At 55.2% G+C, this 17,326-nt stretch carries 18 protein-coding genes and 1 other annotated feature (1 of these 19 only partly in view); all 18 genes read right to left on the reverse strand.

Translation table 11 applies throughout. The features are described 5' to 3' along the window. Positions 1-283 (reverse strand) — a binding site (T-box leader); it reaches 23 nt to the left of the window's first position. 74 nt (positions 284-357) lie between these two features. The 18 genes from NQZ67_RS07280 to murD all read right to left on the reverse strand — a co-directional run bounded on the left by NQZ67_RS07280 (position 358) and on the right by murD (position 17,076). Then, positions 358-858, reverse strand: coding sequence for a DivIVA domain-containing protein (locus NQZ67_RS07280; protein WP_257444199.1), 501 nt, complete (start codon positions 856-858; stop codon positions 358-360). A 117-nt stretch (positions 859-975) separates the two neighbouring features. After that, positions 976-1,758, reverse strand: a complete 783-nt coding sequence (locus NQZ67_RS07285; RefSeq protein WP_257444201.1) for a YlmH family RNA-binding protein — start codon at positions 1,756-1,758, stop codon at positions 976-978. Between the two features lie 9 nt (positions 1,759-1,767). After that, positions 1,768-2,046, reverse strand: coding sequence for a YggT family protein (locus NQZ67_RS07290; protein ID WP_257444202.1), 279 nt, complete (start codon positions 2,044-2,046; stop codon positions 1,768-1,770). Positions 2,047-2,053: 7 nt separating this feature from the next. Then, positions 2,054-2,533 carry a cell division protein SepF gene (locus tag NQZ67_RS07295; RefSeq protein ID WP_257444204.1) on the reverse strand — a complete coding sequence of 160 codons (480 nt, stop codon included), beginning with the start codon at positions 2,531-2,533 and terminating at the stop codon, positions 2,054-2,056. Continuing rightward, positions 2,530-3,249: a YggS family pyridoxal phosphate-dependent enzyme gene (locus NQZ67_RS07300; RefSeq protein ID WP_257444206.1), complete on the reverse strand. Its 720-nt coding sequence runs from the start codon at positions 3,247-3,249 to the stop codon at positions 2,530-2,532. Before NQZ67_RS07300 ends, NQZ67_RS07295 begins: the two co-directional genes overlap by 4 nt. A 9-nt stretch (positions 3,250-3,258) precedes the next feature. Next, positions 3,259-4,122, reverse strand: coding sequence for a peptidoglycan editing factor PgeF (pgeF, locus tag NQZ67_RS07305; protein WP_306812749.1), 864 nt, complete (start codon positions 4,120-4,122; stop codon positions 3,259-3,261). A 69-nt stretch (positions 4,123-4,191) separates the two neighbouring features. Next, positions 4,192-4,473: a YlmC/YmxH family sporulation protein gene (locus NQZ67_RS07310; RefSeq protein WP_257444207.1), complete on the reverse strand. Its 282-nt coding sequence runs from the start codon at positions 4,471-4,473 to the stop codon at positions 4,192-4,194. Positions 4,474-4,634: 161 nt separating this feature from the next. Next, entirely contained in the window at positions 4,635-5,417 is a 783-nt protein-coding gene (gene sigG / locus NQZ67_RS07315) for an RNA polymerase sporulation sigma factor SigG (protein ID WP_087567858.1), read from the reverse strand. 114 nt (positions 5,418-5,531) lie between these two features. Beyond that, positions 5,532-6,254 carry an RNA polymerase sporulation sigma factor SigE gene (sigE, locus tag NQZ67_RS07320; RefSeq protein WP_257444209.1) on the reverse strand — a complete coding sequence of 241 codons (723 nt, stop codon included), beginning with the start codon at positions 6,252-6,254 and terminating at the stop codon, positions 5,532-5,534. A 38-nt stretch (positions 6,255-6,292) separates the two neighbouring features. Next, positions 6,293-7,210, reverse strand: a complete 918-nt coding sequence (spoIIGA, locus tag NQZ67_RS07325; RefSeq protein WP_257444210.1) for a sigma-E processing peptidase SpoIIGA — start codon at positions 7,208-7,210, stop codon at positions 6,293-6,295. Between the two features lie 254 nt (positions 7,211-7,464). Then, entirely contained in the window at positions 7,465-8,586 is a 1,122-nt protein-coding gene (gene ftsZ, locus NQZ67_RS07330) for a cell division protein FtsZ (RefSeq protein ID WP_257444211.1), read from the reverse strand. Positions 8,587-8,603: 17 nt separating this feature from the next. Next, on the reverse strand, positions 8,604-9,848 hold the full coding sequence (gene ftsA, locus NQZ67_RS07335; protein ID WP_257444212.1) for a cell division protein FtsA: 1,245 nt from the start codon (positions 9,846-9,848) through the stop codon (positions 8,604-8,606). A gap of 309 nt (positions 9,849-10,157) precedes the next feature. Further along, the gene (locus NQZ67_RS07340) at positions 10,158-10,937 is read right to left on the reverse strand and encodes a cell division protein FtsQ/DivIB (protein WP_257444214.1); all 780 of its coding nucleotides are present in this window, start codon (positions 10,935-10,937) and stop codon (positions 10,158-10,160) included. A 106-nt stretch (positions 10,938-11,043) separates the two neighbouring features. Further along, the gene (gene murA / locus NQZ67_RS07345; RefSeq protein ID WP_257444216.1) at positions 11,044-12,321 is read right to left on the reverse strand and encodes a UDP-N-acetylglucosamine 1-carboxyvinyltransferase; all 1,278 of its coding nucleotides are present in this window, start codon (positions 12,319-12,321) and stop codon (positions 11,044-11,046) included. 15 nt (positions 12,322-12,336) lie between these two features. Continuing rightward, positions 12,337-13,242 carry a UDP-N-acetylmuramate dehydrogenase gene (gene murB / locus NQZ67_RS07350; RefSeq protein ID WP_257444218.1) on the reverse strand — a complete coding sequence of 302 codons (906 nt, stop codon included), beginning with the start codon at positions 13,240-13,242 and terminating at the stop codon, positions 12,337-12,339. Between the two features lie 157 nt (positions 13,243-13,399). After that, positions 13,400-14,503 (reverse strand): undecaprenyldiphospho-muramoylpentapeptide beta-N-acetylglucosaminyltransferase, encoded by a 1,104-nt coding sequence (murG, locus tag NQZ67_RS07355; RefSeq protein ID WP_257444220.1) that lies wholly within the window; start codon positions 14,501-14,503, stop codon positions 13,400-13,402. Between the two features lie 5 nt (positions 14,504-14,508). Next, complete coding sequence (spoVE, locus tag NQZ67_RS07360; RefSeq protein WP_257444221.1) at positions 14,509-15,606, reverse strand: stage V sporulation protein E; 1,098 nt, start codon at positions 15,604-15,606, stop codon at positions 14,509-14,511. A gap of 45 nt (positions 15,607-15,651) precedes the next feature. After that, positions 15,652-17,076 (reverse strand): UDP-N-acetylmuramoyl-L-alanine--D-glutamate ligase, encoded by a 1,425-nt coding sequence (gene murD / locus NQZ67_RS07365; RefSeq protein WP_257444223.1) that lies wholly within the window; start codon positions 17,074-17,076, stop codon positions 15,652-15,654. Positions 17,077-17,326: the final 250 nt, after the last annotated feature.

The following is a 17,326-nucleotide window of genomic DNA, read 5'->3' on the forward strand; positions in this document are numbered from 1 at the left end:
ATACCACCCTTGTTCCGCCAACCCTAGCCCATTCATGAGCAAGAGCCGAGCCATCGCGCAAAAATCGGGCGAGGCCGCTGGCGGCACCTTAGCTGCGAACCATTATGATTCGCATTCCCTGTAACGGGGGACGGCCGTAGATGCTTAATGCCGCATGACGATGCGGGTTAGGCGCCTCTTCTCGGAGAGGATCTTCCGTAATGGCTCACACGCCGGCTTGCAGCAATCGCCGGCTCTCTGGGGAGTGAACGCAGGACGTACTTGTTCTCGTCATCGAAGTTCGAAGTTTATGGTTACCAATAGTTATAGCTTAATCCGATCCCACTTGTCAAACGGGCAATCGCCCTGAACTTGAAACTAGCCGCGAAGCAGCTCGCGTTCCGAATCGCGGGACGAGCTGGATTCCAGCGTCTCCCAGCCTTCTTGGGCAAGCAGCTCAAGCTGGGCTTCCACCAGCGTGCGGAATCTGGCGCGGTAGATCGAAGCTTGCTTCTTGAGCTCCTCCACCTCGAGGGACACTTTGCGAGACTTGTTGAGCGAATCGTTAACGATGCGGTCGGCGTTTTTCTCCGCTTCCTTAATAATAAGCTGCGCTTCCTTCTTCGCGTTATTGCGTACCTCGTCTGCCGCTTCCTGCGCGACGATGATCGTCTTGCTTAGCGTTTCCTCGATATTGGCGAAGTGGTTCAGCTTCTCTTGCAGCGCGAGCATCTGGTTTTGTATTTCTTTGTTCTCGCGGATCAGCGATTCGTAATCTTTGATGACCTGATCCAGAAACTCGTTCACTTCATCCTCGTCGTAACCGCGAAGACGGCGGGAGAATTCCTTGTTATGTATGTCCAATGGCGTAAGCGGCATTGGCGCACCTCCTATTAATGTTAGCTGAGCCGCCTTGCGGCAGCAGGCGCTAGCTGTCAGCCCTCGCCCTTCTTAGAAGTAGTGATTCGACAGTCCTGCGTTTTTTCCTGCAACGCGCTAAATAAATTTACCGATTTTTACCCGAATCCTGCCCTTTTTTGTCACTCCGTCGACTTCAAGCACCTTGAATCGACCCAATCCTTTGAACGAGACGACATCGCCTTGCTTGAGCTGCTCCGAAGGATCCTCCTCCGACTTCCAGTTCACTCTGCAGCGGCCGGCCCGGATCGGATCGACGATCTTAGACCGGCTGACCCGGTACACGTCGCTGGCGATGCCGTCCAGCCGCATCGAAGCGACGGTCAGGCTCATCTCCTCCAGCTTGACCTCCACTGTCTTCAGCTCGCTGAGCGGCAGAATATCCGTGAGCACGTTCAGCCTATGGACTTGTCTCAGATGAACGTTTAAATAATCGGCGATTTCATCCGTTACGATAATGTGCGCGAAAGCGTCATGAACATGGATATCTCCGATGCGATCCCTTTTGATGCCAAGGCCAAGCAGCGCGCCCAGGAAGTCTCCATGGTCCAGGTCCTGATAGGTGGCGCCCGACGGATTAACCTCCAGCACGGCGATACCCGCGGATTCGCTGTCCAAATCGCGGTAATCCGGCGCAATGAGGGCCCGCACCCGCTCCGCGTCGGCATAGCCGCCTTCCAGCCTAACCGTAACGTCCGGATTACGGCTCGCCAGCATCGTCAGGATCTGGGCTTGTCTAGGGTCCAAAAAATCGGTCCGCTTCAGCTCATGCTGCGATGCGGACCGATCTACCCATTCCAGCACCCGATCGACAAACGGCTTCTCTTCGGGGTGAAAGTGATTATAAATAGCTGCCTTCATGTTCGTTACCTAACCTACCATGTTGAACAAATATTCAATGACGGAGATCAAGCCGATCGTGATGAAGCGCAGGGCGAGCAGCGCAACAATCGGAGACAGGTCGAGCACGCCGCCGATCGGCGGGATGAAACGGCGGAAGATGCCGATGTACGGCTCCACGATCTTCCCGAGCAGCTGTCCGATGAAGCTTTCCCGCGCATTAGGAAACCACGACAGCAATACGTATCCGATAATAAGGTAGCTGTAAATTTCAAGCGCTAAGTGCACAAATCCAAGTACTGTATCCAATCCAAGGTCACCTCATTTTGTTGTAATCGTTCTCCTCTGCCAGCAAGTCCGTTATGGCACCTTGAATTTCGACCGAGTCGGGCGTACAGAGAAAAATATTAGGGCCCAGCTTCGAGATGCTGCCGCTTAAAGCGTACACCGTGCCGCTCAAGAAATCAACAATGCGCAGCGCAAGGTCGCTTCTGACGCGCTGAAGGTTCACAATGACCGCCCTGCGCGAACGAAGATGGTCCGCGATTTCCTGCGCTTCGTCATACGAACGAGGCTCGCTCAGCACGACGCGGGTATTCTTCTGGGAATGTATGCTGACGACGTTGTTCCCGGTGCCTGTTATGCCGCTTTGGGTTCTGAAGTTTCTACGTGTCTCGAACGGAGAGGTTTCAGGTTCTTGCTCTTCGATCTGATTCTGGCTCACCCGCTCGCGCTCGACGACTTCTTCTTCCTCCTGCAGCCCGAAGAAATTCATAAACCGATTCATGACGCTCATTGCTCTTCCTCCTCTTTCCCTACTAAAATCGTTCCTAGCCGGATCCAGGTCGCGCCTTCTTCAATCGCGACCTCGAAATCGTTCGACATTCCCATCGACAGATGCTCGATTTGGCTGCCTTGCGGCGACTCGCTCCGAAGACAATCCCTTAGCTCTCGCAGGGCCCGGAATACGGTTCTCGTATCCTCCGGCTCCGCCTCGTAAGGCGCCATCGTCATTAGCCCGATCGGCTTAATCGATGTCAGTCCGTTAATCTGCTCCAGAAACGGCATCACGTTCTCCGGGCTCATGCCGTGCTTGGACTCTTCGCCCGAGACGTTCACCTGGATAAAGCAAGGTACGACGATGCCTAATTGGGCAGCCCGTTTATGGATGGCCTCGGCAAGAGACAGCCTGTCCAACGAATGTATGTAAGTAAATCTTCCTATGACGTCTTTCGCCTTATTCGTCTGCAAAGAGCCGATAAAATGCCAAACCGGTTTTCCGGCTTCATCCGGTTGCCCCTCGCCGTTTAGCGCGAACCACTTCTCTTGGGCATCCTGCCAGCGATTCTCGCCAAGATGGGCAAGGCCGCTGCCGAAAGCTTCTTTGGTCCGCTCCAGCGATACGTACTTCGTGACGGCAATGACGTTAACCTCTTCCCGCCTTCTGCCGGAGCGTTCGCATGCGGCCGCTATTTTAATTTCGACCAAGCGTATGTTTTGTTCGATTGACATCGTTCTGCTTCACCTTTCCCGAATACCGATCCAGCTTGCCATTCTCCCCGTTTTGCCCCCTTCGGCGCGATGGGAGAAGAACAGGTCGGTCCGGCAGCCGGTACACCAATTACTTATTTCGATACGACTCGGCAAAATTCCTGCTTTTATCATAATCTGTCGGTTTATTTCTTTCAAGTTTAAGTCCGCTTTTCCGCTTTCTTTTAGCCGCATGCAGACGCGCGCCGTCCCATCGTCTAAATCCAGCTCTTCCAGCACGCGCTTCACCTCTTGGATGACGATGCCGTCCACCTCGTAGCAGCAATCGTCGATAGAAGGTCCGATCGCCGCGCGAACGTCAGCCGGCTCGACGCCATACGCCGCTTGCATGGCAAGCACCGTCTCTTCGGCGATTTTCCCTACCGTGCCCCGCCAGCCCGCATGGGCAAGCGCGACAACCCCTTTCGTCGCATCATAAAAAAATAAGGGCACGCAGTCCGCGTAGAACGAAGCCAGCAGCACGCCTGGAACGTCCGTCATCAGCGCGTCGCAGCCGGCGATCGCGTCGCCCAGCTCTTCCCTGCCCTTGCCGCGGTCCACCGCGCTTACGCGCGCGACGCGGCTGCCATGGACCTGCTCCGCGCATGTCCAAGCGTCGAAGCTCCATCCGATGCCGTCAGCCAGTCGTTTACGATTTTCGATGACATCCGCTTGGGCGTCTCCGACATGCAAACCGATGTTCAAGCTGTTCCACGGAGCCAAGCTTACGCCCCCGGCCCTGCCGGAGAAACCGGAGGATAGCCGATCATCGTTTTCCATCCATTTCGATATAAAAAAAAGCGAAGGCGCCAACGAGGTTTCTTCGCGATCGTTGTGCACGAACGGTTCCATCATCTTTCACCCCATGAACAGTCGTAAGCGGCGGATATCGATTATTCGCCGCATATGTTCAGTTTACCTTCTTTAAGTCCGCACGTGCAAATCATCCTCTTCGGAACGAAGCGCCTTCGTCTCGTCCATTCGGACAAGCACGACGTCGGCGCCAATCTTCACGATGTTTCGCCAAGGGATGACAATTTCCGTTCCGTTGCTGCCGAACAGGCCGAACACCTTCGTATATTGCGGAACGACGATGGAATCGATTCGGCCTTGGCGCAGATCAAGCTCCAGATCGCTAATATGGCCGAGCTTCTTGCCGTCCACGATATTAATGACGTCTTTCGTCTGAAAATCCGATATTTTCATGCCTCTTCACCACGCTTCCGGCGGTTTGTAAGTCCACGACTTGCCTATTGTTATGTATATGAGCCAATCGCCCAAAATGTCCACTTCCCGAGCATTTCCCGCCTGCAAAAAAATAAGGGCGAAGCGCATTTGCGCCCCGCCCTCGCCGATTCAGCTGCCATTTAGGTCTTCACATGCTTCTGCATTTGCTGGATCGCCGATTTCTCCAGCCTTGATACTTGCGCCTGCGAGATGCCGATTTCGTCGGCTACCTCCATTTGCGTTTTGCCTTCGAAGAATCGCATCGACAGGATCATTTTTTCGCGGTCGTTCAGCTTGTGCATCGCTTCCCTGAGCGCGATTTCTTCAATCCACGACACGTCTTTGTTGCGGTCGTCGCTGATTTGGTCCATCACGTAGATCGGATCGCCGCCGTCGTGATAAATCGGCTCGAACAACGATACGGGATCCTGGATCGCGTCAAGGGCGAATACGACATCCTCCTTCGGAACGTTGAGCGCCTCCGATATTTCGAAGATCGTCGGCTCCCTCGAATTTTTGTTCGTGAGGCTGTCGCGCACTTGGAGCGCCTTGTAGGCGATGTCTCTTAAGCTGCGCGATACGCGAATCGGATTATTGTCCCTCAAATACCGGCGGATTTCTCCGATAATCATGGGTACGGCATAGGTGGAAAATTTTACGTTTTGACTTAGGTCGAAATTATCGATCGCCTTCATGAGTCCGATGCAGCCAACCTGGAACAGGTCGTCCACAAATTCTCCCCTATTGTTAAACCGTTGGATGACGCTGAGAACGAGCCGCAAATTGCCGTTCACTAATTTCTCTCTTGCTGCCCACTCGTTCCGGGTCTGCAACGCCGTAAATAACTCACGCATTTCGACATTGGTTAATACAGGCAGTTTCGCGGTATCCACTCCACAGATCTCGACTTTATTTCGGGTCAACGTGATTACCTCCCAAGGAGAAACATTAATGTTCATTATCTCCCCGGACCCTCATTTTATTCCTTGCCTGTCATCCTCAGGTAAACGCAAAAGGGGCCCGAAGGCCCCCGAATCTCACACCATCTTATTAAATTCCTTGCGCAGCCGCTTTATAATTCGTTTTTCGAGACGCGAAATATAGGATTGGGAAATGCCAAGCATATCGGCGACATCCTTCTGCGTCTTCTCCTCGCCGTCCGCGAGACCGAATCGCAGCTCCATGATGATCCGTTCCCTCTCCGAGAGCTTATCGAGCGCTTTGTGAAGCAGCTTGCGGTCGACTTGCTCCTCGATGTTGCGGTAGATCGTATCGTTTTCGGTGCCGAGCACGTCCGACAGAAGCAGCTCGTTGCCGTCCCAGTCAATGTTCAGCGGCTCGTCGAACGAAACCTCCGTCCTTGTTTTGCTGTTGCGGCGAAGATACATCAGAATTTCGTTTTCGATGCAGCGCGAAGCGTAGGTCGCAAGCTTGATTTTTTTCTCCGGGTCGAAGGTGTTCACCGCCTTGATGAGCCCGATCGCGCCGATCGATACCAAATCTTCGATATGGATGCCGGTGTTCTCGAATTTCCTGGCGATGTACACGACGAGCCGCAGATTCCGTTCGATCAGCATGGCCCGTATTGCGGAATCGCCCGACGGAAGCTTCTCCAGCAAATACTCTTCTTCTTCGCGCGTCAATGGTGGAGGTAAGGCTTCGCTGCCGCCAATGTAGTAGATTTCTTCGCTCTTTAGTCCGAATAAAAATAAAATTCGATAATAATATAAATGCAGTATCAGTTTATATTTGACGAGCATGTGGCCCATCCCTCCCCAATGTAGTATGCGATTAAGGCTTACGATTGCACCATTGCCGGATGGATAATTGCTTGATAAGCACCGTCGGCCGCAAGCTTGCCGCCGTCCAAACCAATGAGCACTCTTTTTGTTTCGAATATTTGTCCTTCGCGGTTCACTTCGACGGCGTCTGGCTTAAGCGCCAGCATAAACTGCGAGCCTTTGTTGACGCCGCGGAACGGCACGAGTCTTAACCGGTCCTGCCATTTGAACCATTCGTCGCCCATCCCGGCTACCAGTCGGTCAACGCCTCCTTCACGAATGCCTTCCACCCACGAAGCCGGCAATTCATCCTCGAGCCGCGACACTTCCAGCACCATAACCGGCGTACGGGTGAGAGGATCATACAGCTGGTTACCCGTATCGATCAGCCCTACGCAATTGTACGGCTGTCCGTCGATGGTAACCTTCACATCCGCCAGATGGGTGCGCTGCAGCTCCTTTTCGCGTTTCCCGGTCCAAACCGCCTTGTATATGTAGAGCCCCACGCAGAACGACGCCGCCAAATAGAAGAGGGACAGCTTCAATTCCGCCTGCACGCTCCCGCTTGCGATCGTAATCGTCTTCCAAACTTCTCCCGAGCCTTGCATGAACAAATAATAAAGACCTAAGACAGCGCCCGCCGCAACGAAATTGACGCTGTAGAAAGCAGCGATATTCCGAATAAAATGCTGTAGGGAAGAAAACCCGAACGCGATCCAAACCATGCCGAAGGAGATGATCACTTTCACGGCCAGCGTGAACAGGAATGATAGCTGAGGAAACAGCATAAGTACAACATAACAGGCTCCGAACGCGGCAGAGGCGATGACACGCCAAGGCTTTGGCCGGAAATGCCTCACCCATGCCGTCGTCAGCAAGATCGCGCCGTCCACCAATAATTCGCGCAGAAACAGGATATCAATATATACGGTCAAGCCGGCCCCCCTCCTCCCTTCCTGCGACCGGCACTCATCTGCTCCCCGGGAAGACGATTGAGACTAGTATATTGTAATCCTATTTCAAAGTCTGTCTATTCATGACGGACTTCCCCATCTTTTTTTGTCGACTTCGCATACAAAAAACGAGAATTCGCCAACCGGCGCCTCTCCTAGGAGCAATGACAAAAAAAACGGTCCAAGAGAGTGGCTCTCTTGGACCGTCTTCGATTTGCGAAATTTCAATGGTTAGATTATCTGTCTCCGCGAGGCTGCTTGCGAAGGAAAGCAGGGATTTCCAATTGATCGCTGGATGTTCCCATTCCGAACGGCTTCACGCTGTTCGAGCTTGGCGAAGATTTCGGTTCGTTGTACGAAGCTTCCTGCTGCGAACCGGGTCTGCGGGCCGGTTGAGGCGCGCCCTTCGATTCGAAGCCCGTCGCGATGACGGTAACCTTAATCTCATCCTTCAGATCTTCGTCGATCATCGCGCCGAAGATCATGTTCACGTCCGGATCGGATGCGGAAATGACAATTTCCGCCGCTTCGTTCACTTCATACAGGGACAGGTTGCTTCCGCCCGTAATATTCATGATAACGCCGCGGGCGCCGTCGATCGATGTCTCGAGCAATGGGCTCATTATCGCTTTGCGGGCCGCTTCGGCTGCGCGGTTCTCGCCCGTCGCGATGCCGATACCCATCAGCGCGGAGCCGCGATACGTCATAATCGTCTTCACGTCGGCGAAGTCAAGGTTGATTAGACCCGGTACGGCGATCAAGTCGGAAATGCCTTGAACCGCTTGCCTGAGGACGTTGTCCGCTTCGCGGAACGCTTCCAGCATCGGCGTCTTCTTGTCGACAATCTCGAGAAGACGGTCGTTCGGGATAACGATAAGCGTATCTACTTTTTCTTTCAAAGCTTCAATGCCGAGTTCGGCTTGTCCGGAACGCTTGCGGCCTTCGAACGTGAACGGACGCGTAACGACGCCAACCGTCAGCGCGCCGCATTCTCTGGCGATCTCCGCGATGACAGGAGCGGCGCCCGTGCCCGTGCCGCCGCCCATGCCTGCGGTAACGAACACCATATCGGAGCCTTTAAGCTGATTCATGATCAGATCGCGGGACTCCTCGGCGGCTTTGCTGCCGACTTCCGGATTAGCGCCGGCACCTAGGCCGCGAGTCAGCTTGTCGCCGATCTGCAGCTTATGCTCGGACTTCGCCAAATGCAGGGCCTGCGCATCCGTGTTCACCGTAATGAACTCGACGCCCTTAACGCCGTTTTCGATCATGCGGTTCACGGCATTGCTTCCGCCGCCGCCAACACCAATTACTTTTATTTGAGCGAGCTGTTCAAGCTCCAAATCGAATTCCAACATCTCTCATAGTCCCCCAGTCAAATAAATTCGTTAAACATGTTTTTAATCCGCTCGAACATACCGGGTTTAGATGAAGCTGCGGGACCCGCTTTGCGGCTTGACGATGGTTTCTTGACGGCGCCGGTGCCCCGTGCGCCCATATACTTCGAAACATATTGAATCATGCCTACACCGCTGCTGTAGGCCGAATCCTTCACTCCGATATAATCCGGAAGAGCAATGCGAACCGAGCTCTCCAGCTCGTACTGAGCCAGCGCAACCGTGCCCGGCAGCGCGACCGCCCCGCCCGTCAGCACATATCCGTTGACCTTATCCCCAAAGCCGAGACGGCGAACTTCTTGGCGGATCAGCTGGAATATCTCCTGCATGCGCGGCTCGATAATGCTGGCCAAATCCCTCTGGGAGAACTCCTTCTCCAGGTTGCTGCCCATGCGGGAAACCTTGAATTTCACGTCCTCCGCGGCATCGGCCACGTTCGCGCAGCCGTACTTCAGCTTGAACTTCTCGGCTTGATCGCTTTGGGTGCGGAGCCCGTAAGCGATATCGTTCGTGACGAACTCTCCGCCGATCGGCAGCGAGGAGATGGCGGCCAATCCGCCCTGCTCGTAGATGGCGATCGTCGTGGAGCCCGCGCCGATATCGACAAGCACCGTTCCGATGACCTTCTCGTCCTTCGTCAGCGACATCACGCCGGAAGCCAGCGACATAAGAATAACGCCGGAAATACGCAATCCGGCTTTCTCGACGCAGCGCATCAAATTATGTATCGCCGTTTTGGTGCCCGTCACGATCGTCGCTTCGACTTCAAGCCTTACTCCTATCATGCCCCTCGGGTCCGAAATTCCTTCCAGTCCGTCGACCAAATATTGCTTCGGCACCAGATTAATGATTTCCCTCTCCGGCGGGAGCGCTACGACCTTGGCCGCTTGAAGCACGCGCTCGATATCTTCTTCTCCGATTTCCCTGTCCTCGTTGGATACGGCAACGACGCCATGATTGGTCTGCAACGCAATGTGATTGCCTTGAATCCCTACATATACATCAGATATTTGAATGCCGACCATGCGCTCCGCGTGCTCAACGGCGTTGCGGATCGATTGAACGGTCTGGTCAATATCGACGATTGCTCCCTTGCGAATACCCTCCGAGTCGGCAGATCCAACTCCAATAATATTAATGGCTCCATTATTCATTTCGCCAATAATAGCACGAACTTTGGATGTACCGATGTCCAAACTGACGATGATGTCATTGCTGCTCAACTCGCGGCACCTCCGTTTCCAAAAAATAATAATCTTTTTAGTTGTATATGATGGTCATGACTAGGATTGATCAAGTCTCTCTACTTATTCAACGCCGCTAATATTTTCCCTCTTTTTTCAACAAATTTTTCGCGATTTTTGCGAGGAGTTGTCGAAATCGAACTTCCGGCGCTGGAACATCCTGTAAAACGAAGAAAACGAGAAGGAATGGACCGGCTTGCGCCGCAAAATCGGCGCTCGCACTTGTCCGCTCTTCAAACGTCGTAAATAAAATTCTACCATTCTTTCAAGCTATTGAGTAGTCTCTTTTTACTCAGATTGCACATTTTCTGCGTTGTCCCCGTTTTCCGAGCCCTCTTCGCCTTCGGTTTGGAACGGCACGTAGGTGTCGGCCAGCAGCATCGTGATCTTGCCTGGCTCCTGCGTCTCGATAACGGCGTTAAGCGCGTCGATTTTTTGCGGGAGCACCGATACCGCCGTAATGACTTCGAAGTGCGTGCGGGTAAATATGCGAATGCGGTCCGGGTAAGCCTTCGATGGAATCGGCGTAATTTCGGACAGATCCGCAAGCTGCTTCTGCGGAATAAGCGCAAGCTTCTCGGTCAGCTCTTTTTTGACGGGATCCGATTCGCTCCAGCCGGACAGCACCGGCTTGTCGAGCAGCTGCGCGCCTTCGCCCGCCGCGGGCATGCTTGTCCCGCTGGATAACAGCGCCGTCAGCTCCCCTTGCGCGGTTAATTCGAAAGCGACGACCGGATACTCCTGAACCGTTATTTTCACAATGCCGGGAAATACCTTCATGACCTTTGCTTCTTCCACTTGAGGCAATGTCTTGACATTCCGCTCTATGAGATCCGATGCCGTCTGGAAGAATGGATCTCCCGTCTCGATCTTGGAGGCAGCGGCAATTTGTTCGGTCGTTGTGAAATGCATGCCGGTAATTTGGATTTCGGAAATTTTGCTAATGGAAGAATTGAAGAATAATACCCCTAGCAAGGCGATGAACAATAGAAACAATACGGCAAGCAGCTTCTTATTGCCTCTGCGTTTGCGAACCGGTTCCTTCAGCACAGGCATTTGCGTGTTCATGACTTGTCCCTCTTTTCATCGAAACGATGGCCGCCCCAAAAAAATCTCGAGGCAAGGCCGGTTGAGGTAGCCATTCGTTTCTAACTTACCGCTGGATGGCATAGATTTAATTATTAGGCATATTCGGCACGGGAGAGGTTCGGGTAATGCGCGCTCCCAGCCTGGATAACATCGTTTCGATGCGGTCGTAGCCGCGGTCGATATGATGAACCTGCTCGACGACCGTCCTGCCTTGCGCGGCGAGACCCGCAATGACAAGCGCCGCCCCCGCCCGAAGATCCGTCGCTTCCACCGTCGCGCCATATAGTCTTGGCACGCCCCTGATGAAAGCGGCATTCAGATCGACTCGTATATCCGCGCCCATGCGGGACAGCTCATCGACGTGCTTCAGTCTTCCTTCGAATATTGTTTCCTTCAAAATGCTGACACCGTCGGCTAACGCGAGAAGTACCATGATTTGGGATTGCAGATCCGTTGGGAAAGCCGGGTAAGGCGACGTGACGATTCTCTCGACCGCCTTCGGTCTTGCGGAGCTGCCGACTTTTATTATATCACCGTCTACGACGATTTGAACACCTGCGCGGCGCAGAACATGGATAAGGGAGGAGAGATGAGCGGGCTGTGTTTCCTGGAGAGTAACCTGGCCGCGCGTCGCGGCGGCCGCCACCATGACGGTTCCTGCCACGATCCGGTCCGGTATGACCTTGTAGCGGCACGGCGATAGCTCGCCGACGCCGTCTATCGTAATCGTGTCTGTGCCGGCCCCCATGATTTTGGCGCCCATGGCATTTAAGAATCGCTGCAAATCCTGTATTTCCGGCTCGCGGGCGGCATTGCTTATCGTCGTCCGTCCTTCCGCCAACACCGCCGCCATCATAATGTTCTCCGTCGCTCCTACGCTCGGGAAGCTCAGGTGAATGTCTGCACCGACCAGCTTGCTCGCGCGGCAGACAATTCGGTTGTGGGCCTCTTCAATTTCCGCTCCGAGCGCCTGAAGACCCTGCAGATGAAGATCGATCTTGCGTTCGCCGATCGCGCAGCCGCCAGGCTGGTAGACCTGGACCTCGCCGAATCTGGCGAGAAGCGGACCCATTAAGAATATGGAAGACCTCATCTGTTTCATCAGCGTCTCCGGCACATGGGACGTATGCGCGGAAGTCGTGTCCAGCACGACCGTATCCCCTGTGTGCTCGGCGCGGCATCCTAATTCGCGCAAAATGTTCAGCATAACGTCGATATCCAGCAAATGCGGCACGGAATCTATCGTTGTCGTGCCTTCAGCCAGCAAGCTGGCGGCCAATATCGGCAATGCGGCATTTTTCGCTCCTTGGATGACTATGGTTCCTGAGAGTGGTTTCCCGCCTTCAATCACCAATTTGTCCAATGTATCACCTCCGAATTACCGCTCGCCCTCCACCAATACCTCCGGCACCAGCTTCACGCCGAAGCGCTCCTCTACGGTGCTCTGTATGTGTGTCATAAGGGCGAGAACATCTTTAGCTGTCGCTTGCCCGGTGTTGATGATGAAATTGGCGTGAAGCTCGGATACTTGCGCTCCGCCGACGGTATACCCCTTCAGGCCGGCTTCTTGGATCAGCCTGGCGGCGAAGTCTCCTTGCGGGTTGCGGAACACGCTTCCCGCGCAGGCCAGCTGCAGCGGCTGCGTCCGGAGTCTCCGCTCCTTGTAGGTAGCCAAGGTGGATGCGATCTCCATCCGGTCGCCTTCCTCGAGCTCGAAAGCCGCTTCGACGACAAGTCCCTTCATCTCGTGAAGGACCGAGTGACGATAGCCAAACCGCATATCCTTCTCTTCGTAACGAACCAATTCACCCGTCTCCAGAACAATGTCAGCATACTTGAAAATACGTGACACATCCGACCCGTGCGCTCCCGCGTTCATGTAGACGGCTCCGCCGACCGTTCCCGGAATCCCCGACGCGAATTCCAGCCCCGTCAGACCTTGCCTGCCCGCCATGACCGACAGCTTGATGAAAGAATACGACGCTCCCGCTATTGCGGTCGTTCCTTCGAAACGCACGTAATCCAGACCACCTGCCGGTTTGATGACAACGCCGCGAATGCCCTTGTCGCCGACAAGCATGTTGGAGCCGCGGCCCAGATTGGTCCAGGCCACCCCATGCTTATGCAGCAGCTTCACGATTGCGATCAGCTCCTCTTTCCCTGACGGAAGAATGACCAGATCGGCGGGTCCGCCGATTTTCCATGTGGTATGTTTCGACAGCGGTTCGTTCGGTAATAGTTCTCCTAATCTCGCTTTCTCAAGCTCCGCTATAAGTGCTTTCATTGCGTGTGCCTCCTTAGGGTGTTGCCGTTCTTGCTTCTCGCCGCGGCCGGTAGCCGCTTTGTTGCATCTCCCGCTCGCGGGTGGTGTTGGTCACGAATATAGGGTATCTTATGCCCTGCTTTCATGTTGTGTGACAATCGCCTATTGCCAAGTGCCCTCAGCGCGATTTATTCAACTGACGCAGCGCTTCGGCGATGCGGGCCGCGGAATCCGGCACGGCAAGCCGCATGGCTGCGCCCGACATGGCCGTCATGCGCTCCTGGTCGCGCAGCAGCTTCTCCATCATAGTCAGGAGAGTCTGCCCGCTAAGATCCTTCTCCAGCAGCAGCTCGGCCGCTCCGGCGTTTACGAGGCTTCTTGCGTTCGCCTCTTGATGGTTGTTCGTCACGTTCGGAGACGGAATGAGAATCGACGGCAAGCCGAGCGCTGTAATCTCCGCTAGGGACGAGGCGCCCGAGCGGCTGACGACGAGCGCCGAATCCCGCAGAACCTCCGCCATATTATTTAAATAAGGAACCAGCGTCAACGATTCGCCGGCGCCTAGCTCTAGTATTCGTTGTTTGGTCGACTCGTAATAGATATCCCCCGTCACGAAGACGACGCGCGTGCCGGCAAGCCGGCCGAGCTGCGGCGCCATTTCGATCACCGCTTCGTTAAGCGCTCTGGCGCCGCGGCTGCCGCCTACGATAAGGGCAAGCCTTGTGCCGGATGGCAGTCCTAAGGACTGCAGCCCTTTGCCGGGGACGGCCCTCAGCACATTGGAAGCGACGGGGTTGCCCGTATAAGATGTTTCTTTGGCCTTCGGGAATTGCGTCTTCGATTCCGGGAAGCTGACGCCGATATGATCGGCGTACCGGGAGAGGAATTGGTTCGTCAGTCCCGGAATCGCGTTCTGCTCATGAATGAAAGTAGGAATGCCAAGCTTGGCCGCCGCGTATACGACGGGTCCGCAAACGTAACCGCCCGTGCCGACGACGACGTCGGGCTTGAACTCTCGCAGCAGCGCTTTGGATCGTTTGACGCCTTTCAGAAAACGGATAATCGTTTTGACGTTCTCCAGCGACAGCTTCCTGCGGAAGCCGGTTATTTCGACCGCTTCGAACGGGATGCTCTGAGCGGGCACGACCCGGCTCTCCATGCCGTTCGATGTTCCGATATATAACAGCTTCGTGTCCGGATCGATCTGCTGCATATGCTTGCCTACGGCGACCGCGGGATAAATATGGCCGCCGGTTCCTCCACCGGTTAACACGATACGCATAGGGTTCACCTCGAATAACGGGATATGTTCAGCAGAATGCCAAGAGCCGTCAGCAGAAGCGTAAGCGAAGAGCCTCCGTAGCTGACGAGCGGCAGCGTAATGCCGGTAACGGGCATCATGCCGATGACAACGCCGATGTTAATTAATACTTGCACGCCGATAATGCCGGTAATGCCGACGGCGAGCAAGCTGCCGAACGTGTCGGCCGCCGCGATCGCGGTTCTGACGCCGCGCCAGACGACGACCAGGAATAATAGAATCAACGTGGCGCCGCCGATAAAGCCAAGCTCCTCTGCCAATATAGAGAAAATAAAGTCCGTCTGCGGCTCCGGCAAATAGCTGAACTTCTGGCGGCTCATGCCGAGACCGAGGCCGACAAGGCCTCCTGGACCGACAGCAAATAAGGACTGGATGATCTGATAGCCGCCGCCGAGCGGATCGGACCACGGATCAAGGAAGGACGTAATGCGCTGCAGCCGGTACGGAGCGGCCAGAATGAGCCCTACGAAGCCAACGACGCCGAGCATCGCAAGTCCTCCCAGATGAGCGAGCCGGGCGCCCGCCGTAAAAATAAGAATGATCGAGGCACCGACCATGACCGTGCCCGTACCGAGATCCGGCTGGAGCATGATCATGCCGAAAGCCAGGAACACGAGTCCAAGCGGCGGCATAAGTCCCTTCGTAAACTGCGTGATCATCTGCTGCTTCTCCGACAGCCACTTGGCGAGAAACAGGATCATGGCCAGCTTCATGAACTCCGACGGCTGAATGCCGAAGGAGCTGATGCCGAGCCAGCTTCGCGCGCCGCCGCGGACGACGCCCACGCCCGGAATAAGGACGATAACGAGCAGTCCGAAGCAGACGATCAGCGCCATGGGCGCCCATTTCTTCCAGACGGAATAATGCGTCCTCATCGTAAATACTAACGCACCGACGCCTAGTCCGGCAAACAATAGCTGCCGTTTCACATAATAGAACCGGTCGCCGAACTCGTGGAACGCGAGCACGGCGCTCGCGCTGTACACCATCACGAGACCGATCGCCAGGATCAGCCCTATTGCCGCAAGCAGCACAATATCCGGGGCAGACCGCGCTTTTGCCATCGCAACACACCTCTTAGCATGGGAAAGTAGGGACAGGCCCCCTACTTACAAGGTATGCGCCGATTGCTTAAAAATGCTCCCTCTCTGCTCGTAGGACGCAAACATGTCCCAGCTCGCGCACGCGGGAGAGAGAAGAACGATATCGCCGGCCTCCGCAAGCTCAGCGGCTTGCTTCACAGCCTGGCGCAAGGTGCTCTCGGCGTCCTTCTCATCGTTCACCGATTGCGCGTTCGCTAAACCTGCGAGCTCCGCCACCTTCAGCAGCTTCTCCTTGGTCTGGCCCAGCGCCACAAGGCCCTTCAGACCTCGGAATACCGGCAGCAGCTCCATGTAATCGGAGCCCCGGTCGAGGCCGCCGGCCACGAGAATGATAGGCTTCTTCAGGGAACGCACGGACATCGTGGTCGCCGTCGGGTTCGTCGCTTTGGAATCGTTGTAGAACGCCACGCCTTCTCGTTCAGCCACGAATTCCAGACGATGCTCGACGCCCTTGAACTGCTCCAGCGGCTTCGCCAGCGCTTCTGCCGGCGCTCCCGCGGCAAGAGCCGCCGCGATGGCCGCGAGCGCGTTCGCCGTGTTATGCCTGCCGGGGATGCCCAGCGCGTCGACGGCCATGATGACGGTCTCCTCGCCGCCGTCACGGTAAACGATGCTTCGCGGCGCGTCGTCCGTGCCTGCCGCGTTTTCTCTGTTATACGGCGGCTCAACGCAAACGCCCGTCTCCAATTTCTCGTAGAGAGAGAATGGAAGAATGGAGGATTTCAAGCCTTCGGCCGTCTTCCGGCACGCCGCGTCGTCCCAATTCAGAATGGCCGTATCTCCGCTCTCCTGATTGGCGAACAGCTTGCGCTTCGAAGCGACGTAATCTTCCATGTCGCCGTGATAGTCCAGATGCGTCTCCGCCAGGTTGAGCAGCAAGCCGATGCGCGGCCGGAACGCGGACGTTCCCTTCAGCTGGAAGCTGCTGAGCTCCGCGACGATCCACCCGTCCGGGGCGGCCTCGTCTACCGCGTCGCACAGCGGCAAACCGATATTGCCGGCCACGATCGGCTTCATGCCCGCGGCCTCCAGCAGCTCGCCGATCAACGTCGTCGTCGTCGTTTTGCCGTTCGAGCCCGTTATGCCGATGATTGGCGATGGAGACAGCCAGAAGCCGGCTTCCACTTCCGTTACGACCTCGACCCCGCGCTCCAGCGCTTGCTTAACGGGAGGGGCCGAATAAGGAATGCCCGGATTTTTGACCAGGAGAGCCGTGTGCTCGTCTATTAGATCGTCCGGATGATAGCCGCATAGCACAGAAATGCCCAAAGCGGTCAGCTCATCCGCTTCGGGACATGATTCTCGGTCTTTCTTGTCGTTGACGATAACGTCCGCCCCAAGCTTATGGAACAGCTTCGCGACACTGACGCCGCTTCTCGCGAGACCAAGGACGACGACGCGCCGGCCGCGGTAGGTGGAAGGATGATTCATAGGGACATTCCTTTCTATGTATGCAGGAAGCGGCCCTCTCCGCGAGAACCGCCCATGCTTTAAGTATTATTTAAAAGTATTAATTTAAATAGAGTTCAAAAAGTTCGGTTTTCAGCACCGAGAAGATGGAAAGAAGCTAGAAATTGAGGAGCGGAACGTAGCCTAGGCTACGTGAGCACCGGAAAGTTCGGCTGAATTCCATATTCGATGTCGAGTAAGCTCCTTGAGATTCTTCGTGATCAAAAGCGGA

The organism is Paenibacillus soyae, assembly GCF_024623455.1.
GTDB classification, from domain to species: Bacteria; Bacillota; Bacilli; order Paenibacillales; family Paenibacillaceae; genus Pristimantibacillus; species Pristimantibacillus soyae.

Bases quoted from the DNA above. Each gene is read 5' to 3' on its own strand.
- NQZ67_RS07280 (WP_257444199.1), bottom strand. From the start codon at position 858: ATGCCGCTTACGCCATTGGACATACATAACAAGGAATTCTCCCGCCGT.
- NQZ67_RS07285 (WP_257444201.1), bottom strand. From the start codon at position 1,758: ATGAAGGCAGCTATTTATAATCACTTTCACCCCGAAGAGAAGCCGTTT.
- NQZ67_RS07295 (WP_257444204.1), bottom strand. From the start codon at position 2,533: ATGAGCGTCATGAATCGGTTTATGAATTTCTTCGGGCTGCAGGAGGAA.
- NQZ67_RS07300 (WP_257444206.1), bottom strand. From the start codon at position 3,249: ATGTCAATCGAACAAAACATACGCTTGGTCGAAATTAAAATAGCGGCC.
- pgeF (WP_306812749.1), bottom strand. From the start codon at position 4,122: ATGATGGAACCGTTCGTGCACAACGATCGCGAAGAAACCTCGTTGGCG.
- NQZ67_RS07310 (WP_257444207.1), bottom strand. From the start codon at position 4,473: ATGAAAATATCGGATTTTCAGACGAAAGACGTCATTAATATCGTGGAC.
- sigE (WP_257444209.1), bottom strand. From the start codon at position 6,254: ATGCTCGTCAAATATAAACTGATACTGCATTTATATTATTATCGAATT.
- ftsZ (WP_257444211.1), bottom strand. From the start codon at position 8,586: ATGTTGGAATTCGATTTGGAGCTTGAACAGCTCGCTCAAATAAAAGTA.
- NQZ67_RS07340 (WP_257444214.1), bottom strand. From the start codon at position 10,937: ATGAACACGCAAATGCCTGTGCTGAAGGAACCGGTTCGCAAACGCAGA.
- murB (WP_257444218.1), bottom strand. From the start codon at position 13,242: ATGAAAGCACTTATAGCGGAGCTTGAGAAAGCGAGATTAGGAGAACTA.
- murG (WP_257444220.1), bottom strand. From the start codon at position 14,503: ATGCGTATCGTGTTAACCGGTGGAGGAACCGGCGGCCATATTTATCCC.
- spoVE (WP_257444221.1), bottom strand. From the start codon at position 15,606: ATGGCAAAAGCGCGGTCTGCCCCGGATATTGTGCTGCTTGCGGCAATA.
- murD (WP_257444223.1), bottom strand. From the start codon at position 17,076: ATGAATCATCCTTCCACCTACCGCGGCCGGCGCGTCGTCGTCCTTGGT.